General features: G+C 73.2%; 20 protein-coding genes. 10 read left to right on the forward strand and 10 right to left on the reverse strand.

Annotated elements, in window-relative coordinates:
* The 4 genes from dxs to B085_RS48805 form a co-directional block, all read left to right on the forward strand.
* The coding region (gene dxs, locus B085_RS43545) for a 1-deoxy-D-xylulose-5-phosphate synthase (RefSeq protein WP_018561018.1) at window positions 1–1,652 on the forward strand (1,652 nt) is incomplete at its 5' end.
* Entirely contained in the window at window positions 1,633–3,036 is a 1,404-nt protein-coding gene (locus B085_RS0123350; protein WP_018561019.1) for an aspartate aminotransferase family protein, read from the forward strand. The genes dxs and B085_RS0123350, both read left to right, overlap by 20 nt.
* An 81-nt stretch (window positions 3,037–3,117) precedes the next feature.
* Window positions 3,118–3,735: a helix-turn-helix domain-containing protein gene (locus tag B085_RS0123355; RefSeq protein ID WP_018561020.1), complete on the forward strand. Its 618-nt coding sequence runs from the start codon at window positions 3,118–3,120 to the stop codon at window positions 3,733–3,735.
* A 14-nt stretch (window positions 3,736–3,749) separates the two neighbouring features.
* Complete coding sequence (locus tag B085_RS48805; RefSeq protein WP_018561021.1) at window positions 3,750–3,875, forward strand: DUF6126 family protein; 126 nt, start codon at window positions 3,750–3,752, stop codon at window positions 3,873–3,875.
* Window positions 3,876–3,895: 20 nt separating this feature from the next.
* Here B085_RS48805 and B085_RS0123365 read toward each other — a convergent pair whose 3' ends face one another.
* Window positions 3,896–4,720, reverse strand: coding sequence for a tyrosine-protein phosphatase (locus B085_RS0123365; protein ID WP_018561022.1), 825 nt, complete (start codon window positions 4,718–4,720; stop codon window positions 3,896–3,898).
* Window positions 4,721–4,964: 244 nt separating this feature from the next.
* Between B085_RS0123365 and B085_RS0123370 the strand changes: the two genes are divergently transcribed.
* Window positions 4,965–5,756 (forward strand): SGNH/GDSL hydrolase family protein, encoded by a 792-nt coding sequence (locus B085_RS0123370; protein WP_026251352.1) that lies wholly within the window; start codon window positions 4,965–4,967, stop codon window positions 5,754–5,756.
* Between the two features lie 31 nt (window positions 5,757–5,787).
* Here the strand turns inward: B085_RS0123370 and B085_RS0123375 are convergent, their stop codons facing one another.
* Window positions 5,788–6,168, reverse strand: coding sequence for an ATP-binding protein (locus tag B085_RS0123375; protein WP_018561024.1), 381 nt, complete (start codon window positions 6,166–6,168; stop codon window positions 5,788–5,790).
* 215 nt (window positions 6,169–6,383) lie between these two features.
* On the opposite strand from B085_RS0123375, the gene B085_RS0123380 reads away from it, so the two are divergent.
* The 3 genes from B085_RS0123380 to B085_RS0123390 all read left to right on the forward strand — a co-directional run bounded on the left by B085_RS0123380 (window position 6,384) and on the right by B085_RS0123390 (window position 8,375).
* Window positions 6,384–7,250 (forward strand): helix-turn-helix domain-containing protein, encoded by an 867-nt coding sequence (locus tag B085_RS0123380; protein WP_018561025.1) that lies wholly within the window; start codon window positions 6,384–6,386, stop codon window positions 7,248–7,250.
* Window positions 7,247–7,489 carry a DUF397 domain-containing protein gene (locus tag B085_RS0123385; RefSeq protein WP_018561026.1) on the forward strand — a complete coding sequence of 81 codons (243 nt, stop codon included), beginning with the start codon at window positions 7,247–7,249 and terminating at the stop codon, window positions 7,487–7,489. The genes B085_RS0123380 and B085_RS0123385 overlap by 4 nt, the downstream gene beginning before the upstream one ends.
* A gap of 79 nt (window positions 7,490–7,568) precedes the next feature.
* Window positions 7,569–8,375, forward strand: coding sequence for an SAM-dependent methyltransferase (locus B085_RS0123390; protein WP_018561027.1), 807 nt, complete (start codon window positions 7,569–7,571; stop codon window positions 8,373–8,375).
* Between the two features lie 84 nt (window positions 8,376–8,459).
* Here the strand turns inward: B085_RS0123390 and B085_RS0123395 are convergent, their stop codons facing one another.
* The 6 genes from B085_RS0123395 to B085_RS0123420 are packed head-to-tail and all read right to left on the reverse strand — an operon-like array spanning window position 8,460 to window position 14,613.
* Window positions 8,460–9,350, reverse strand: coding sequence for an STM4011 family radical SAM protein (locus B085_RS0123395; RefSeq protein WP_037732334.1), 891 nt, complete (start codon window positions 9,348–9,350; stop codon window positions 8,460–8,462).
* Window positions 9,351–9,361: 11 nt separating this feature from the next.
* Window positions 9,362–10,741: an STM4012 family radical SAM protein gene (locus B085_RS0123400; RefSeq protein ID WP_018561029.1), complete on the reverse strand. Its 1,380-nt coding sequence runs from the start codon at window positions 10,739–10,741 to the stop codon at window positions 9,362–9,364.
* On the reverse strand, window positions 10,738–11,547 hold the full coding sequence (locus B085_RS0123405; RefSeq protein ID WP_018561030.1) for an STM4013/SEN3800 family hydrolase: 810 nt from the start codon (window positions 11,545–11,547) through the stop codon (window positions 10,738–10,740). The genes B085_RS0123400 and B085_RS0123405 overlap by 4 nt, the downstream gene beginning before the upstream one ends.
* A gap of 1 nt (window position 11,548) precedes the next feature.
* On the reverse strand, window positions 11,549–12,703 hold the full coding sequence (locus B085_RS0123410) for an STM4014 family protein (protein WP_026251353.1): 1,155 nt from the start codon (window positions 12,701–12,703) through the stop codon (window positions 11,549–11,551).
* Window positions 12,684–13,649: an STM4015 family protein gene (locus B085_RS0123415; RefSeq protein ID WP_018561032.1), complete on the reverse strand. Its 966-nt coding sequence runs from the start codon at window positions 13,647–13,649 to the stop codon at window positions 12,684–12,686. The genes B085_RS0123410 and B085_RS0123415 overlap by 20 nt, the downstream gene beginning before the upstream one ends.
* Before the next feature lie 7 nt (window positions 13,650–13,656).
* Window positions 13,657–14,613, reverse strand: coding sequence for an STM4015 family protein (locus B085_RS0123420; RefSeq protein WP_018561033.1), 957 nt, complete (start codon window positions 14,611–14,613; stop codon window positions 13,657–13,659).
* A gap of 260 nt (window positions 14,614–14,873) precedes the next feature.
* Here B085_RS0123420 and B085_RS0123425 point away from each other — a divergent pair, with 260 nt between their 5' ends.
* The gene (locus B085_RS0123425) at window positions 14,874–15,200 is read left to right on the forward strand and encodes a hypothetical protein (protein ID WP_018561034.1); all 327 of its coding nucleotides are present in this window, start codon (window positions 14,874–14,876) and stop codon (window positions 15,198–15,200) included.
* A 21-nt stretch (window positions 15,201–15,221) separates the two neighbouring features.
* On the forward strand, window positions 15,222–16,292 hold the full coding sequence (locus tag B085_RS0123430; RefSeq protein ID WP_018561035.1) for a DUF6745 domain-containing protein: 1,071 nt from the start codon (window positions 15,222–15,224) through the stop codon (window positions 16,290–16,292).
* Here B085_RS0123430 and B085_RS0123435 read toward each other — a convergent pair.
* Together B085_RS0123435 and B085_RS0123440 are read right to left on the reverse strand one after the other, a co-directional pair.
* Window positions 16,268–17,191: a carbohydrate kinase family protein gene (locus tag B085_RS0123435; protein WP_018561036.1), complete on the reverse strand. Its 924-nt coding sequence runs from the start codon at window positions 17,189–17,191 to the stop codon at window positions 16,268–16,270. The genes B085_RS0123430 and B085_RS0123435 overlap by 25 nt on opposite strands.
* 31 nt (window positions 17,192–17,222) lie before the next feature.
* Window positions 17,223–17,714, reverse strand: coding sequence for a PadR family transcriptional regulator (locus B085_RS0123440; RefSeq protein ID WP_018561037.1), 492 nt, complete (start codon window positions 17,712–17,714; stop codon window positions 17,223–17,225).
* Window positions 17,715–17,771: the final 57 nt, after the last annotated feature.

Below are 17,771 nucleotides of genomic sequence, written 5' to 3' on the forward strand. Positions count from 1 at the left end.
GCAAGGGGGGCCTGTCCGGCTACCCCTCGCGCGCCGAGTCCGAGCACGACGTCATCGAGAACAGCCACGCCTCCACGGTGCTCGGCTGGGCCGACGGCCTGGCCAAGGCCAACCAGGTGCTCGGCCGGCAGGACCACGTCGTCGCCGTCATCGGCGACGGCGCACTGACCGGCGGCATGGCCTGGGAGGCGCTGAACAACATCGCCGCCGCCAAGGACCGCCCGCTGATCATCGTCGTCAACGACAACGAGCGCTCCTACGCTCCCACCATCGGCGGCCTCGCCAACCACCTCGCCACCCTGCGCACCACGGACGGCTACGAGCGCTTCCTTGCCTGGGGCAAGCAGGTGCTGCAGCGGACACCGGTCGTCGGCAAGCCGCTGTACGAATCCCTGCACGGTGCCAAGAAGGGCTTCAAGGACGCCTTCGCGCCGCAGGGCATGTTCGAGGACCTGGGCCTGAAGTACCTCGGCCCGATCGACGGGCACGACGTCGCCGCGGTCGAGTCCGCGCTGCGCCGGGCCCGGCGCTTCCACGGTCCCGTCCTCGTCCACTGCCTCACCGAGAAGGGCCGCGGCTACGCCTTCGCCGAGCGCGACGAGGCGGACCGCTTCCACGCGGTGGGCGCCATGGACCCGCTCACCTGTGAACCGCTCACCCCGTCGAGCGGCCCGAAGTGGACCTCGGTCTTCGGCAACGAGATGGTCCGGATCGGCGCCGAGCGCCCCGAGGTCGTGGCGATCACGGCGGCCATGCTGCAGCCGGTCGGGCTGGAGAAGTTCGCCAAGGCCTTCCCGCGCCGCGTGTACGACGTCGGGATCGCCGAGCAGCACGCGGCGGTCTCGGCGGCGGGTCTGGCGACCGGCGGCCTGCACCCGGTGGTCGCGGTCTACGCGACCTTCCTCAACCGCGCCTTCGACCAGGTGCTGATGGACGTCGCGCTCCACAAATGCGGTGTGACCTTCGTGCTGGACCGGGCCGGCGTCACCGGCGACGACGGCGCCTCGCACAACGGCATGTGGGACATGTCGATCCTGCAGGTCGTCCCCGGCCTGCGGATCGCCGCCCCGCGCGACGCCGACCAACTGCGCGCCCAGCTCCGCGAGGCGATCGACGTCGACGACGCGCCCACCGTCGTCCGCTTCCCGAAGGAGACCGTCGGCGAGGCACTGCCGGCCATCGACCGGGTCGGCGGCATGGACGTGCTGCACCGCGGCGACCGGCCCGACGTGCTGATGGTCTCCGTCGGTGCCCTCGGCTCGGTCTCCCTGGCCGCGGCCGCCCTGCTGCGCGAACGCGGCGTCGGCGTCACGGTCGTCGACCCGCGCTGGGTGAAGCCGCTCGACGCGGAGCTGCCCGCGCTCGCCGCCCGGCACCGCATGGTGGCCGTCGTCGAGGACAACGGCCGCGCCGGGGGCGTCGGCTCGGCCGTGGCGCAGGCCCTGCGCGACGCGGAGACCGATGTGCCGGTCCGCGACTTCGGCATCCCGCAGCAGTTCCTGGCGCACGCCAAGCGGGGCGAGGTGCTCGCCGACATCGGGCTCACCCCCGCGGAGATCGCCGGCCGGATCGGGGCCACCCTGGCCCGACTGACTGCGGACGAGCAGCACCCGAACGAGAGGCGTCTGAGCGATGACACCGCCCGATCCTGAGCCCAAGGGGTTCGACCTGGCGACCCTGCTGGCCGAGCGCGGGGCCGAGCGCTACGACCTGCACGCCAAGTACCTCAACCACCAGTTGCCGCGCATGCTGCACACCATCGGCTTCGACAAGGTCTACGAGCGGGCCGAGGGCGCGTACTTCTGGGACGACGAGGGCCGGGACCACCTCGACATGCTCGCCGGCTTCGGGGTGATGGGCCTGGGCCGCCACCACCCCGTCGTCCGCAAGGCCCTGCACGACGTCCTGGACGCCGGGCTGGCGGACCTCACCCGCTTCGACTGCCAGCCGCTGCCGGGCCTGCTCGCGGAGAAGCTGCTGTCGTACGCGCCGGGCCTGGACCGGGTGTTCTTCGGCAACAGCGGCACCGAGGCGGTCGAGACGGCCCTGAAGTTCGCCCGCTACGCCACGGGCCGGCCCCGCGTGCTCTACTGCGACCACGCCTTCCACGGGCTGACCACCGGCTCGCTGTCCGTCAACGGCGAGGGCGGCTTCCGGGAGGGCTTCGACCCGCTGCTCCCCGACACCGCCGTGCCCCTGGGCGACCTCGCGGCCCTGGAGCGCGAGCTGTCCAAGGGCGACGTGGCCGCGCTGATCGTCGAGCCGATCCAGGGCAAGGGCGTGCACCCCGCGCCGCCCGGTTACCTGTGGGCGGCGCAGGAGCTGCTGCACCGGCACAGGGCACTGCTCATCGCCGACGAGGTGCAGACCGGTCTCGGCCGCACCGGCGACTTCTTCGCCTACCAGCACGAAGAGGGCGTCGAGCCGGACCTGGTGTGCGTGGCCAAGGCACTGTCGGGGGGCTACGTGCCGGTGGGCGCCACCCTCGGCAAGGACTGGATCTTCAAGAAGGTCTACTCGTCCATGGACCGGGTGCTGGTGCACTCGGCGAGCTTCGGCTCCAACGCCCAGGCCATGGCGGCGGGCCTGGCCACGCTCGCGGTGATGGAGGACGAGAAGGTCGTGGCCAACGCGCGGGCCACCGGGGACCTGCTCCGCGCCCGCCTCGAGGCCCTCGTCGACCGCTACGAGCTGCTGTACGAGGTCCGCGGCAGGGGCCTGATGATCGGCATCGAGTTCGGCCGGCCGAAGTCGCTGGGGCTGCGCAGCCGCTGGACGATGCTGCAGGCGGCCCGCAAGGGGCTCTTCGCGCAGATGGTGGTCGTGCCGCTGCTGCAGCGGCACCGTATCCTCACCCAGGTGTCCGGGGACCACCTGGAGGTGATCAAGCTGATCCCTCCGCTGGTCATCGGCGAGCGGGAGGTGGACCGCTTCGTGGACGCCTTCACGGCCGTGATGGACGACGCACACGGCGGCGGTGGCCTGATGTGGGAGTTCGGCCGGACACTGGTGAAGCAGGCGGTCGCCCACCGCTGACCCGGCCGTCGCCCGGCCGACGGTTCTTGCCTCTGAGGCAAAAGTTTTGCCTCAGAGGCGAACCATGTCTATACCTGAGGTATGACCTCACCATCCGCGGACGAGGCGCCCCTGCCGGACGTCGCCCCCCAGCTGCGCGCGCTGCGCCGCCGGGGCGGGCTGACGCTGGAGGCGGCCGCCGCCCGCGCCGGGCTCTCGCCCGCGCACCTGTCCCGGCTGGAGACCGGCCAGCGGCAGCCCTCGCTCCCCATGCTGCTGGCGCTCGCGCGCACCTACGGCACCACGGTCTCCGACCTGCTGGGCGAGACCGCCCCGGAGCGCGAGCCGGTCGTCCGCGGCGGCTCCGTGCCGCCCGCGGAGGCAGGCGGCTGGACGTACTGGCCGGCTGGGAACCCCGGGCGGGCCATGCAGGCCCTGCGGCTCCACGTGCCCCCCGGCCCCCAGGAGGGCCTGGTCCGCGTCCACGTCGGCGAGGAATGGCTGTACGTCCTCCAGGGCGAACTGCGGCTCACCCTCGGCGAGGCCGTGCACCGGCTGGCGCCCGGCGACAGCGCCCACTTCGACTCGCTCACCCCGCACCGCATCGCCGCTGCTTCGCCGAACGGTGTCGATCTGCTGTTCGTCCACACACTGCTGCGGAGTTCCGTCGCCGAGCTGTGCCTGGGCGACAGCCGTTCCCCGCGCCCCCACGGCGCATGACGAGAGGACTGACCATGTCCGCAGACTCCCGCGACAAGGCCCCCATGGGCTTCAAGGTGCGCGCCTTCATCTACCTGGTGGGGGTCCACGTCATCGCCGCGTTCTTCTTCCTGATCTTCCACCTGGCCGGGGCCAAGTAGGGCGGCCCCGGCAGCCCGGGTCAGGCCGGCTGCGCGCCGTCCAGGAAGAGCGCGCGCAGCCGCTCGCGGCGCGCGGGCGTGAGGCCGAGCCCCTCCTCCAGGTAGCGGTCCGCCGAGCCCCAGTGCTCCTCGATGGTGCCGAAGGCGGTCTCCAGGTACTCCTTGCGCGCGTCGAAGAGGGGCCCGAGCAGCTCCATGACCTCCGGGGTGCTCGCCGGCTCCGCGTCGTCGCCGCGCCTGATGCGGTAACGGCGGTGGGCCTCGTTGCTCTTGAGGTAGTCCTCCACGATCGCGTCGCGCTCCACCCCGAGGGCGAGCAGGATGACGGCGATCGAGGTGCCGGCCCGGTCCTTGCCCGCGGCGCAGTGCAGCAGCGCCGGCACCGACTCGTCCTCGGCGAGCAGCTCCAGCATGCGGGCGTGTTCGGCGATGCGGTCCAGGACGATGCGGCGGTACGCCTCCACCATGCGCGCGGCGGCGCGGCCCTCGCCGAGGATCTCGCGCAGCGCGGCGATGTCGCCGTCGCGGACCGTGGTCCAGAACTCGGCGCCCTGCGCGGGGTCGCTCAGCGGCATGTTCACGTTGCGCACGCCGGGCAGCTCGACGTCGGGGCCCTCCAGCCTCATGTCGGAGGCGTTGCGGAAGTCGAAGACCGTGTGCAGTCCGAGGGAGGAGAGGAATCCGGCGTCCTCCGCGGTGGCGTGCGCCAGGTGGCCGCTGCGGAAGAGCCGTCCGTACCGCAGGCGGCGGCCGTCGGTCGTCGGGAGGCCGCCCACGTCGCGGAAGTTGCGCACCCCGGACAGCTCGGGTTCCGACGGGGCGGTCTGCGGCGTCTGCTCGGTCACCGGCGCTCCTTCGCTCAGGGCCGGGCGGTGCGGGTCACCGGCGGCCGGACCACTCCCGACCCTACGGCACCCCGGCCGGGCCCGTACCGCGCGGTATGTGATCGCGGAGGAGGGCTGTTTTGACGCCGGCGGAAGGCCGTCTTATTCCGTTTCCGGTGGGTCCGGCCGGGTGGGATAGATCACCCCCCGTCAACCCCTGGTTACGGTGGCGTAGGCCACTTGAGGAGGTGAAGTATGTGCTGACGTGCCAGACGATTCGAGAACAGACAACAGCGACGCCATCGGGTCGTACGCAGCCGTGGGGGACAGCTTCACGGAAGGTGTGGGCGATCCGGGTCCCGACGGGACGTTCATCGGCTGGGCCGACCGGCTGGCGGTCCTCCTCTCCGACCGCCGCCCCGAGCACGACTTCCGGTACGCGAACCTCGCCGTGCGCGGCCGCCTCCTCGACCAGATCGTCGAGGAGCAGGTGCCGCGGGCCGTGGAACTCGCGCCCGACCTCGTGACCTTCTGTGCGGGCGGCAACGACATCCTCCGTCCCGGCAGCGACCCGGACGACGTCGCCGAGCGCTACGAGGCGGCGGTCGCCCGCCTCACCGGGACGGTCGGCACCGTCGTGCTGTGCACGGGCTTCGACACCCGGGGTATTCCCGTGCTGCGGCATCTGCGCGGCAAGATCGCCACCTACACGGCCCATGTGCGCGCCATCGCCGACCGCTACGACTCCCCGGTGCTGGACCTGTGGTCGCTGCGTTCGGTCCAGGACCGCAGGGCCTGGGACGCCGACCGCCTCCACCTGTCGCCCGAGGGGCACACCAGGGTCGCCCTGCGCGCCGCGCAGGTGCTGGGCCTGGAGGTGCCGGCCGATCCCGACCAGGCGTGGCCGCCGGAGAGGTTCCGCGCGCCCGCCGAGATCCGGCGGGACAACATCCAGTGGGCCCGCGAGTACCTCGTGCCGTGGATCGGCCGGCGGCTGCGCGGGGAGTCCTCCGGCGACAACGTGGAACCCAAGCGTCCGGACCTGCTGCCCCTGTAGGGGGCGGCAGGCGGGGGCCGCGGGGGCGGCGTCAGAAGGACGGAGCCCCGGGGCCGAGTTCGGCCCACACGACACGGCCGCCGCCGTCGTCGGTGGGCCGGACGCCCCAGGCCTGCGAGAGCGCGCCCACCAGCAGCAGACCGCGTCCGCCCTCCTCGTCCACGCCCGCCGCCCGCGGCCGGGGCGCAGTCGGCGCGCGCCCCTGGTCGCTGACTTCGAGCCGCAGCCGGGTGCCGTCGTACCCCATCCCGCAGGTGATGAACTCACTGCCGGTGTGCATGACGGCGTTGGTGAAGAGCTCGGAAACGATCATCTCGGCGTCGTCGCGCAGTCCCTCGTCCGTCTCCCATTCCCGCAGCCGCGCCCGCACGCGATGGCGTGCGTCGGCGACCGAGGACCCGTGGGCGGGCAAACGGAACAGATCCCGGCAGCGACGGGCGTCGGGGGTGCCACGGCGCTCTAACCGCAGAGCGTCTGGTGAGGAGGCCACGTCGACAACTATGCGGTCCCGTTCGAACCGTTGGCAAGATGCGATCTGTAATTTACAGAACGGCCGGTGCGCACTGTCGGTTTTCGATGACGGCATGACACACTGCCTACAGCAGAGGGGAGTTGGGGAAGTTGGTCGTGACGGACGCACGGTCGGCCGGTGCTCCCACCGTCCTCCGGGTGGTGCTCGGCAAACGGCTCCAGGATCTGCGCGAGAAGGCGGGGCTCTCCTTCGAGGAGGCCGGCCTGGCCCTCGACGTCACCCACGCCACGATCCGCCGCATGGAGAAGGCCGAGGTCGGCCTGAAGATCCCCTACGTCGAGAAGCTCCTGCGCACCTACGGGGTCACCGGCCCGGCGGAGCTGGAGGAGTTCCTCGCACTGGCCCGGGAGGCCAACCAGCCCGGCTGGTGGCACCGCTACCGCGACGTCCTGCCCGACTGGTTCAGCGCCTTCGTGAGCCTGGAGGGCGAGGCCGGCGTCATCCGCGCCTACGAACCGCACTACGTCCCCGGACTGCTGCAGACCGAGGACTACGCGCGCGAGGTGCTGCGGGCGGGGAACCCGGGCGCCGGGGACGCGGAGGTCGAACGCGGGGTCGCGCTGCGGATGGAGCGCCAGGCACTGCTCACCCGGGAGGACGCGCCGCTGGTCTGGATCGTCATGGACGAGACGGTCCTGCGAAGACCCATCGGCCGACCGGCGGTCATGCGGGCCCAGATCGCCAGGCTCATCGACTCCTGCGCCCTGCCCAACGTACGACTGCAGATCATGCCGTTCACGGCCGGACCGCACCCCGCCATGTACGGCCCGTTCCACATCTTCCGGTTCCAGACGCACGACCTCCCGGACGTCGTCTACTCCGAAAGCCTGGTCGGGGCCGTCTACTTCGACGACCGCGACGACGTCTCGACCTTCCTGGAGGCCCTGGACCGGATGTGCGCACAAGCCGCGCCGACCCAGAGCACCGAGCGGATCCTCGGTGGCATCCACAAGGAGACATGACCATGGAGCGGATCTACAACGGCATGCCCGCCGGGGAACTCGCCGACGAGGGCTGGCGCAAGCCGTGGAGCGGGGGCAACGGCGGCTCGTGCGTCGAAGCCCTCAGGATGGACGACGGCCGGGTGGCGTTACGGCAGTCCGACGACCCGGACGGGCCCTGCCTGATCTACACCGGCAGCGAGATGATGTCGTTCATCCAGGGCGCCAAGGCCGGCCAGGCCGACTTCCTGCTGCCGTGAGCGGCGGGACGGAACGGAAGACCACCGACCGCACCGACCCGGACCCGCAAGGGCCACCGGAATCCGAACGGAGCAGGCGTTGACCGACAAGGGCTTCCCCGCTGAGGAGATCGACACCAGCCGGCCGCACCCGGCCCGGATGTACGACTACTACCTCGGAGGCAAGGACAACTACGAGGCCGACCGCGAGGCGGCCGAGATGGTGATCCACATGACCCCCGACGCGCGCCCGAGCGCGCGCGCCAACCGGGACTTCATGCAGCGCGCGGTGCGTTACGCGGCGGGACAGGGCATCCGGCAGTTCGTCGACATCGGCACCGGCATCCCCACCTCGCCCAACACCCACGAGGTCGCCCGCTCCGTCGTCCCCGAGGCCCGGGTCGCCTACGTCGACAACGACCCCATCGTCGCCGCCCACGCCGGCGCGCGGCTCACCAACACCGGCAACGCCGGCTTCTTCCTCGGCGACGTCCGCGAGCCCGAGACCATCCTGGAACACGCCACGATCCGGGAGCTGATCGACTTCGACCAGCCCGTCGCCCTGATGCTCGTCGCGCTCCTGCACTTCGTCCGCGACGACGAGGACCCGGCCGGGATCGTGCGCACCCTCACCAAGAACCTCCCGGCCGGCAGCCTGCTGATCCTCAGCCACGGCACCACCGACTTCCACCGCGACGTCGACGCCGACGCCGGCGAGGCGTACAAGAACGCCACCTCCACCCTCACCCTGCGCGGCAAGCCGGAGATCGAGCCCTTCTTCGAAGGGTTCTCCCTCGTCGAGCCGGGCCTGGTGCAGGTACCGCTGTGGCGCCCGGACGGCCCGCCGGTGCAGGAGGGCGAGAACGTCCGCATCGCCTTCTGGGGAGGAGTCGGCCGCAAGGGCTGACACCCGCCGGGCCCGGGCCCAGTGCGCTGGGGCCTGGCGTGCTGGGTCCGGGCGTGCTGGGTCCCGGCGCGCCCGGCCGCCCCGCTATGAGGAGGCCGGCGTCAGGAGCCGCAGCGGTGTCCGCCCGGGCGGTGCCGCGGCGGGGATCCGTTCCAGGACCCCGCCCGCGAACACGTCGTACAACGGCAGCGTCTCCAGGTGGACATAGCCGATGTGGCAGTCGCAGACGGCCAGCGGGCACGCGCGCGGGCGCAGCGCCGCGCGGTAGGAGCCGTCGTAGAGGTTGCCCAGCTCCTCGCGGACGAAGTGGCAGCGGCGTACAGTGCCCTCGCCGTCCACCGAGACGACCGACTCGCCCGTGCGGCACGGCAGGCCCGCGCTGCGGTGCGGATGCCGGCTGTACGGGAAGAGCGGGTCGAGCGCGGTCCACCGCGCCGCCTCGGCGTCGGTGTACGTGTGGCCCTCGGCGGCGTTGACCCACAGGTAGACGTGGTCCGGGAGATCGTCACGCAGCCGGCGGGCCTGCTCCAGGTGCTCCGGCAGGCCGACGACGCCCACGCTGTGGCGGACCCCGCGCTCCGCCAGGTCCCGGCACGTGGCCAGGAAGCGGTCGTAGGGCGTCTGGCCGGGGTGGAAGGTGCACCACAGGGCGATCGTGTCCCGGTCGGCGTCGTCCAGCCACTGTGTGCGGCCGCTCAGGTTGGTCTGGATCGCCACCCTGCGGACGTGCGGCAGTCGGCTCAGGTCCGCCAGGGCGCGCCGGTACCAGGAGCGGACCAGGCCTTCGCCCCACGGGGTGAACAGCAGGGAGAGTCGGTCCCCGGTCTGTTCGCCCGCCCAGCCGGCGAAGCGCTCCAGGGCGGAGCGGTCGGCGGTCAGCTGGGCGCGGCTGTCGCGGCGCTTGGCGAACGGGCAGTACGGGCAGTCGTAGTCGCACGAGGCGAGCGGGCCGCGATAGAGGATCGTCAGGTCCATGGCGTGGGTGCTCACTTGGGCTCGTAGGCGGCCATACGGCGGCGGACGGCGGTGGAGAACAGCTCGGGACCGGCCGCGTCGGAGTGGGCCAGGCCCTCGGGCGACAGCCGCAGCACGTCCGGCCCCGCGGACGTGTCCAGCCAGCCCCGGTCCGCGAAGCGCTCCAGCTCCTCGGCGAAGTCCTCCCCGGGCGCCGAGCCGAACCGGGCCCGGTACTCCGCGACGGACAGGCCCTCGGCCTGCAGCAGCGACTGCAGCAGATGACGGCGGCGGGCCTCCTCGTCGTCCATCGTCCAGCCGTAGTCGGCGTGACCGAACTCCCGCGTGGTGCGCGCGGTGTAGGCGTCGATGATGCCGCGGATGCGGTGCATGTCGACGGCGTAGTCGAAGGAGTAGTGCAGCGTGGAGGTGTACGAGCGGGCCCCACAGCCGAGGCCGACCATGCCGTCGGTCTGGCAGGCGTAGTCCCCGCCGCCGGTGGTCGGCGCGTCCGCACGGCGGAACATGCGCATCGACACCTGCTCGTAGCCGCGTGCCAGCAGATGGTCGCGGCCGTGGCGGTAAAGCCGCAGCCGCTGCTCGTCCCACGCCTGCTCGCCCCGCTCGGTGCCGGCGGTGTGCCGGCCGAGCCCGGTGAGCGGACGGACGTACAGGGGGTACAGATACAGCTCCTCGGGGCGCCAGGCGAGCGCGGCGTCGAGGGATTCCGTCCAGGACAGCTCGGTCTGGCCGTCGATGCCGTAGATCAGGTCGATGTTGAGGACGGGGATGCCAGCCTCCCGGATCCTGCCCAGCGCCGCCTCGACGTCGCCCCGCCGCTGGGGGCGGACGGCGGCGCGCGCCTCGGCCTCGACGAAGCTCTGCACCCCCAGGCTCAGCCGGGTCGTGCCGCGCTCCGCCAGCACCGACAGCCGGTCGGCGGTCGCGGTGGCCGGGGAGGCCTCCACGGACAGCGGTATCGCCCGCAGGTCGGCCCCCAGGCCGTGTTCGGCGAGCTCGCAGAGCCGCTCCAGCTCGGCGGCCTCCAGATACGTCGGAGTGCCGCCGCCGAAGGCCGCGTTGGCGAACCGCGCGCCCTCGCCCAGCGCCTCCCGCACCGCCGCGGCCTGGCGCTCGAGAGCGTCCAGGTAGGCGGTGGCCAGGCCGCCGGGCGCCCCGATCCTGGTGAAGAGGTTGCAGAAGCCGCAGCGGACCTCGCAGAACGGGATGTGGAAGTAGAGGGACAGCGCGTCCTTCGGCTCGTCCGCCCACAGGTCGCGCAGCCCGGCGCGCTCGCGGGGCAGCGCGCGGTAGGCCGTCTTGTGCGGATACGCGTACACGTAGTGCCGGTACGGGCGCACGGCGGCCGTGGCCGGGGGCGTCGTGGAGAGCGTCACGTCGGTGAGGGTCATCGGGCGGCCCCGTCGAGGAGGAAGTGGGCGTAGGGCACCGTCCACACGACCTCGTGGCCGATGCGGTGGCCGGTGTGACCGTCCTCGCCGTACGCCGTGCCGTGGTCCGAGCAGACGACGGCCAGGCACGGGCGGCGGCTCGAGGCGGCGGCGAAGAGCCTGCCGATGTGGCGGTCGACGTACTCCAGGGCGGCGGCGTGCGTGGCGCGCGAGTCGCCCGACTCCCGGGTGGCGCCCGGCAGGTGGAACCAGTTGGGCTGGTGCAGTGCGGACACGTTCACGAAGAGGAACAGCCGCTGCTCCGGCGGCAGCGCGGCGACGACCTCCTCGGCGCGGGTCACCTGCGCCTCGAAGGAGGTGGGCGAGGGCACGCCGAACTCCGGCTCCCAGTGGCTCTCCTGGAAGAGCCCGGGCAGCACCGAGCCCAGCGGCGCCTGCTTGTTGAAGAAGCCGACACCGCCGATGCACACCGTGCGGTATCCGGCCGCGGCCAGGCCCGACACCAGGTCGGGGGTGTCGAACACGAAGGTGCCGTCCGCGGTGCTCTCGCTGCCCGCGAAGCGCGCCGCGAAGAGCCGGGGGTGAGGGCCGGGCGCGGTGGGCGTGGGCAGGAAGCCCGCGAAGATCGCCTGGTGGGAGGCGTAGGTGAAGCTGCCGGGCGCGTGCCGGCGCTCCCAGCGGCCGCCGGGCAGATGGCGGGCCAGATGGGGGATGCGGCCGGCCGCGGCCAGCTCCTCGGCCACGTCGTGGCGGAGGGTGTCCAGCGTGACCAGCAGGATGTCGTGGCTGCCCACGATCTGGTTCATGTCAAGCAGTGGCGTCATGGTGGTGCTCCTCGCGTCGCGCGCGTTCCATCGCGGCCGGTACGGCGGCGACCTGGGCGGCGTAGGTGTCCAGGCCCTCGGCGCCGCCGCCCGGGATGCCGGTGAGCCCGGGCAGCAGATCGCCGAAGGCGTTGACCTCACCGACGGCGAAGCGGCGCCAGCCCGTCGTGGGCAGCACGTCCACGCCGACGCAGAGCGTGCCGGGGAAGCAGGCGGCCGCCCGTTCCGCGGTCGCCAGCACATCGCCGAAGTCGCCGCCCGCGGCGCGGATCGCCGCGCGGGCCGCGTCCAGGTCGCCGCGGACGCCGCCGAGGTGCAGGTTCGTCATCGGGTGCCGGCTGGTGCGGACGACGGCGTGCGTGGCGCGGCCGGCGACCACCACCACCCGCAGGTCGGCCGCCCGGCCGTGCAGCGACGCCTTGGGCAGCCAGCGCTCGACGTGCAGCCCGTCCGGGGCCAGCGCGTCGACGAGGGCGGCGACCTCCTGCTCCGTGCGGTACTCGCGGACCCGCAGCGAGTTGAACAGGCGCCCGTCGGCGGTGGTCTCCACCGAGGTCGTGGCCTTGACCCGTCCCGGGCCCGTCGCCAGCGCCACCACCCCGGAGGCGGAGGAGCCGTGCGCGGGTTTGAGGAAGGCCCTGGGCATCCGGGCGGCGCGCAGGCGGTCCTTGAGCTCGTCCCAGCCGCGCACCGGCGGCCCGTCGGGTGCGGGCGGCACCGGGACGCCCTCGGCGGCGAGCCGGGCGTGGCAGCGCCGCTTGTCGAACAGGACGGCGATCTCCCCGGCGTCCGCCGACGGCACCGCGCCGGCCCGGCGGGCCGCTCGCGTCACCTCGCGCACCGCGGCGGTGAAACGGCGGTGCCACAGCGCGGTGCCCTCGACCCGGGCCGGGTCGTCGGCGCCCCGCAGCAGCCGGTCGACCTCGGCGTCCTCACCGGGGGAGTCGACGCGCACGAACTCGCCGGGCGCGAAGGCGTACCGTCCGCGCAGCACGTCGCGCCACGCCAGCACGCGGGGCGCGGGATGCCCCGCGGCGCGCACCGCGTCGGCGAACAGCCCCGTCCTGCGGTTGCCGGGGTTGCCGACCACGGTGATCCGCGGCGCACCCCCGGTGCGGCTATTCGGAGACGGCGACATAGCGCCACTCCTCGCCCCGCCGGCGGCGCGACGCGAGCTGCTCCGACAGGTCGACCTCGGTGCCCGCCGAGCCCACCGCCGCGCGCAGCCGCTCGGCCACGGCCTCGCTCAGGAAGTGGTGGTGCAGGTCCAGGCGCTTGAGGTGGGTGAGGGGCTGGCCGCCCAGCAGCGCCTCGGCGCCGGTGTCGCCGAGCGTTCCCATGGACAGGCTCAGCGTCTCCAGCTGGGCGACGACGGGCGCCGAGGCGATGGCCGCCGCGATCTCGTCCTGCAGTTCGCTGTCCTGCAGGCCGAGGTGGCGCAGGGCGGGGAAGCGGCCGCCCGCGAGGATGGGCGCGAGGTCGGCGACCGTCGCGTCGCCCCCGTACTCCTCCACGCCGAGCCACAGCTCCAGCCGCTCCAGTGCGGGCAGTTCGCAGGCTGCGACGGCCCGCACCACGGCGCCGGGCAGCCCGCCGGACTCGAAGCGCAGCACGCGCAGCGCGTCGTGGCGGACGGGCCGCAGGGACAGCGGCTCCTCGCCCAGGCCCTGAGAGTCGCCGCCGCGGACGCCGAACTCCTCCAGCAGCGGCAAGCGTTCGAGTACGGGTGTGACGTCGGTCAGCTGAAGCCAGGAGACCTCGCACTCCTCGTAGGTGACGTCGGCGAGGAAGAGGGCGCGCAGGGCTGGGAAGCGCTCCGCGTCCGCCAGGACCAGTTCCAGCGCGGGACGCAGTTCCGCGTACTCGTCGTCCCACCAGGGCCCGAGGACGAGGGCGCGCACCCGTGTGGTGTCGACCGCGGTGGTGAAGTGGCCCCACACCTCGGGGAAGGGGATCTCGCCGGCCTCGAAGCAGTCCAGCCGCCAGGCCACGGTGTCGGGCTCGGGCAGCTCGGCCGTCCCGGCCTCGGGCAGCGTGTGCACGCGCAGCCCGTGGAAGGTCTCCAGATGCTGTGTGACGGTCATGACGGCATCACTCCGCGACGGCGGTGTAGCGGTGGATCTCACCGTCCCACTCGTCCTCGTCACCGGGGTCCGAGAGGTCGACCTCGACGCCGGAGGGTTCGAGGGCGGCCCGCACGCGTTCGGCGACCGGCTCGGTGACGAAGTTGTGGTGGAGGTCGAGCCAGTTCAGGTGGGTCAGCGGCTGGCCGGCGAGCAGGGCGGTCACGCCCTCGTCGGTGAGCACGCCCAGGGACAGGTCGAGCGAGGAGAGCTGGGCGACGACTGGGGCCGCTGCGACGGCGGCGGCGATCTCGTCCTGGATCTCGCTGTTGCGCAGGCCGAGGTGGCGCAGGGCGGGGAAGCGGCCGCCGGCCAGGACCGGTGCGAGGTCGGCGACCGTCGCGTCCCCGCCGTACTCCTCCACGCCGAGCCACAGCTCCAAGTGCTCCAGCGCGGGGAGTTCGCTGGCGGCGACACCGCGGACGGCCTCGCCGGGAAGACCGCCCGCCTCGAAGCGGAGCGTGCGCAGCCGCTGGTGGCGGGTCGCGGGGAAGCGCAGCCCCGAGCCGCCGCGGACGCCCAGCACCTCCAGCCGCGGGTAGGCCTCGAGCACCGGTGTCACGTCGGACTGCTCGATCCAGGAGATCTCGGCCTCCTCCGTCTCCAGGTCGCCGATGAACACGGCCTCCAGGGCGGTCAGCCGCTCCCGGGCGTCCACGAGCCGCCCCACGACGGCACCGGAGTCGTTGTCGTACGGCTCGCCCCACTGCCCCACGACCAGGGCCCGCACCCCGCCGGGCTCCACCGTCTCCAGGAAGCGGTCCCACAGCTGAGCGAAGGTCTCCTTCGCCTTGTCCTCCCAGGGGTTGACGGCCAGCCGCCACGCGACCGCGCCGGCCGCCGGGAGCTCCTGCCGCGCATCGGGCGCGGGGAAGTCGAAGGCCGGCAGGCCGTTCAGTTCCTGCAGATGTTCGACGTAGGACATCGGTGGTCTCCCGAGGTGGACGGACGCGGTGCTGTGGGTGGTGCCTTGGATGCGGTGCCGCTGTGGAGCCGGTGGTGCCGTGAGCCGGTGGTGCGGTGGTGTGTCGAGCCGGTGGTGGCGGGCCCGCGAAGAGTTCTACCAAGTCGCTCCGACAGCGGCTGCCGCGGGCTGTGCACAGGCCGTCCGGGGGCGTTGTCACACCCCCCGCGTAGCGTCGTGGACATCGGGTCGGCGGGTGCCGACGGCGAAGGGAGACACGCATGTACCGGCAGGGGGACGTCCTGATCGTGCCCGTAGCGGAGGCGGCTGTGCCGCCGGGCACGGACCGGCTGCCGCGCCGGCCGAGGGACGTGCGGGGGAGGCTCGTGCTGGCCCTCGGCGAGGTGACGGGGCACGCCCACGCGGTGGTCGGTCCGGGGACGCTGGTGCGCGAGGCCGGGCCGTTCGGGGCGGCGTACCTCCATCTGCCCGACGGCGGGCGGGTGGTGCACGAGGAGCACGCCGCGATACCGCTGCCCAAGGGCTGGTACCGGGTGGTGCGGCAGCGCGAGTACGCGCCCGGCGCGGTGCGCGTCGTGGCGGACTGACGAGGACGGGGGAGCGGAGCGATGACGACGGTGGCGAACACGGGCACGGGCACGGGCACGTCGGCGGAGCCGGCAGCGGACCTGGCGGCGCTGTGGCGCGAGGTCGTGGCGGCGACGGGACCGGCGGACCGGGCGGCCGCGGAGGACGGGGTACGCCTGGCCTACCGGCTGGCCGGACTCGCGGAGCCGGAACGGATCGTGTGGGCGGCCTCACCGCTGGAGGCGGTGGCCCTGGCCATGCGCCTGACGGCGGGCGGCACCTCGGGCGGCAGCGTGCGCGATGCGGTGCGCACGCGACCGTGGGCCGTTGCACGGGAGCGGGTCGCCGACCGGCTCGGCCCGGCCGGCTGGGCGGATCACTGGGCCGTCACGGGCGCGCAGTTGTGGGACACGACGGTTTCGCTGACCGAGCGGATACGGACGGCCGTGGCCGACGCCGCGTCCGGGGTGCCCGGGGGCGGGCAGGCCGTGCGGCTCGCGCTGCTCGACGCCGTGCTCGGGCAGCACGACGCGCCGTGGCTGGCCGCCTTCGACGGCGAGGAGGGCACGGGGGAGCTGGCCGGGATCGCCGCGGTCGCGCGGAACGCCGGCTGGTGGTGGCCGTACGAGCGGACGGCGGTCGTCGCCGAACGCCCCCTGGAGCTGCACCGGGACGAGGCGGGCCGGCTGGACCGCGGCGACGGCCCCGCGCTGGCCTTCGCGGACGGCTTCGCGCTGCACGCCTGGCGGGGCATGCCGGTCCCCGCCGAGTTCCTCGACGGGCTCGCCAGGCTCACCCCCGGCCGTATACGCCAGGAGGAGAACGCCGAGCTGCGCCGGGTGATGCTGGAGCACTACGGCTACGAGCGCTACCTGGAGGAGTCCGGCGCCGAGCCCGTGCAGCGGGACGCGGCCGGGGTGCTGTGGCGGATCGAACTGGAGGGGGACGAGCCGCTGGTGATGGTCGAGGTCGTCAACTCCACGCCGGAGCCGGACGGCACCCACCGTACCTACTGGCTGCGGGTGCCGCCGCGGACCCGGACCGCCCGCGAGGGCGTCGCCTGGACCTTCGGACTGGAGGAGGCCGACTACGTGCCGGAGAGGGAGACCTGAGCGGACTCCAGCGTCGCGGCGTCGATGAGCGCCAGGTTGCCGCCCGCCGTGCAGGTGTACGCACCCGCGCTCGCGCCGAGGCGGGCGCAGGACACGAAGTCCAGCCCGCGCATGCGCCCGTGGAGGAAGCCGCAGAGGAAGGCGTCGCCCGCCCCGTTGGAGTCCACCACCGGGCCGGGCGGGGTGACGGCCGGGATGTGCCGGGGCGTGCTGCCCCCGTCGCGCGCGAGCAGATAGGCGCCGCCCGCGCCGGCGGTGGCGATCACGGCCTGGGCGCGGCCGTCGCGCAGGATTTCGCGCATCACGTCCGCGATGCGCTCGCCCGCTCCCGCCGCGCTGAGGAAGACCAGGTCGGAGCGGCGGGCGAACTCCCGCTGGTGCTCGGCCAGTCCGTCCCAGTCGTGCAGGTCGGTCGAGACGGGCAGGCCGAGTTCCTCGATGTCGTCGTAGAGGAAGCGGGTGAAGTGCGAGATCGACAGGTGCACGTGCCGGGCTCGGCGCAGGTGCGGCAGATAGAACTCGCGCGGCATCCGCAGGTCCGCGGGGTCACGTCCGTCGTAGAAGGACATCCGGTGACCCGTCGCGTCCACGAGGTTCACGGCCCGCCGGGTCCCGGCGGGGGAGATCAGCGGCTCGAAGTCGACATCGCCCTTGGCCAGGCGCTCCCGGAGCATGGTGCCGACCCAGTCCTCGCCGACGAAGTCGAGGAACTTCACGCTCATGCCGAGCGCGCGGCAGCCGAGTGCCACGTTGCCGCCCGTCTGGCCGGGCCACTCCCGGACCGGCTCCACCCCCAGGGAGTCCACGAGCGGTACGGGCAGGCTGTCCACCCGCACCACGGTGTCCACCCCGGAACCGCCGACGACGAGTACGTCGTACGGTGACTCATCCGTGGTCATGCGCACCTCCAGTCACCACCCCGGCGCCATGTTACGGCCGGGCGGTGTCCCGCGATGCGCGATCACCGATGTGCTCCGCCGCCCAGGCGGCCCACTCCTGCTGCATCCTGGTGAAGCGCAGACCCCACTCCAGGGTCAGCCGGCCGTAGAACGCGAGGTCACCGCCTTCGTCCCAGTCAACGGAGCGTTCGACCTCCGGCAGGGCCTCGTGGTGCTCCGCGGCCTGCGCACCCTCCCGCTCCACGTAGGCGCGGGCCTGCCCGGGGCCGACGTGGTTGAGGAAGAAGACCCGCAGCAGCGCGTCGCTGCGGCGGTTGCGCTGCGGCTCGACCTCGACGAGCCAGTGGAGCAGCTCCGCGCGGCCGGCCTCGGTGACGGTGTACTCCTTGCGCCCGCGCGGCCCCTCGGCGGCGACCGTCACCAGCCCGGCCTCGGCGAGCCGGTTCAGCTCCGTGTAGAGCTGGCTCTGGGTGGCGGGCCAGACGTTTGCGAGGGACGTCGTCCGCGGTTTCGCCCTACCCATGGTCTTCACGACGCGCTACAGCCGTGCCGTGGCCGCCCGCGCGAAGGCCGCCGCCTC

This window comes from Streptomyces sp. BoleA5, from assembly GCF_000373665.1.
Lineage (GTDB): Bacteria > Actinomycetota > Actinomycetes > Streptomycetales > Streptomycetaceae > Actinacidiphila.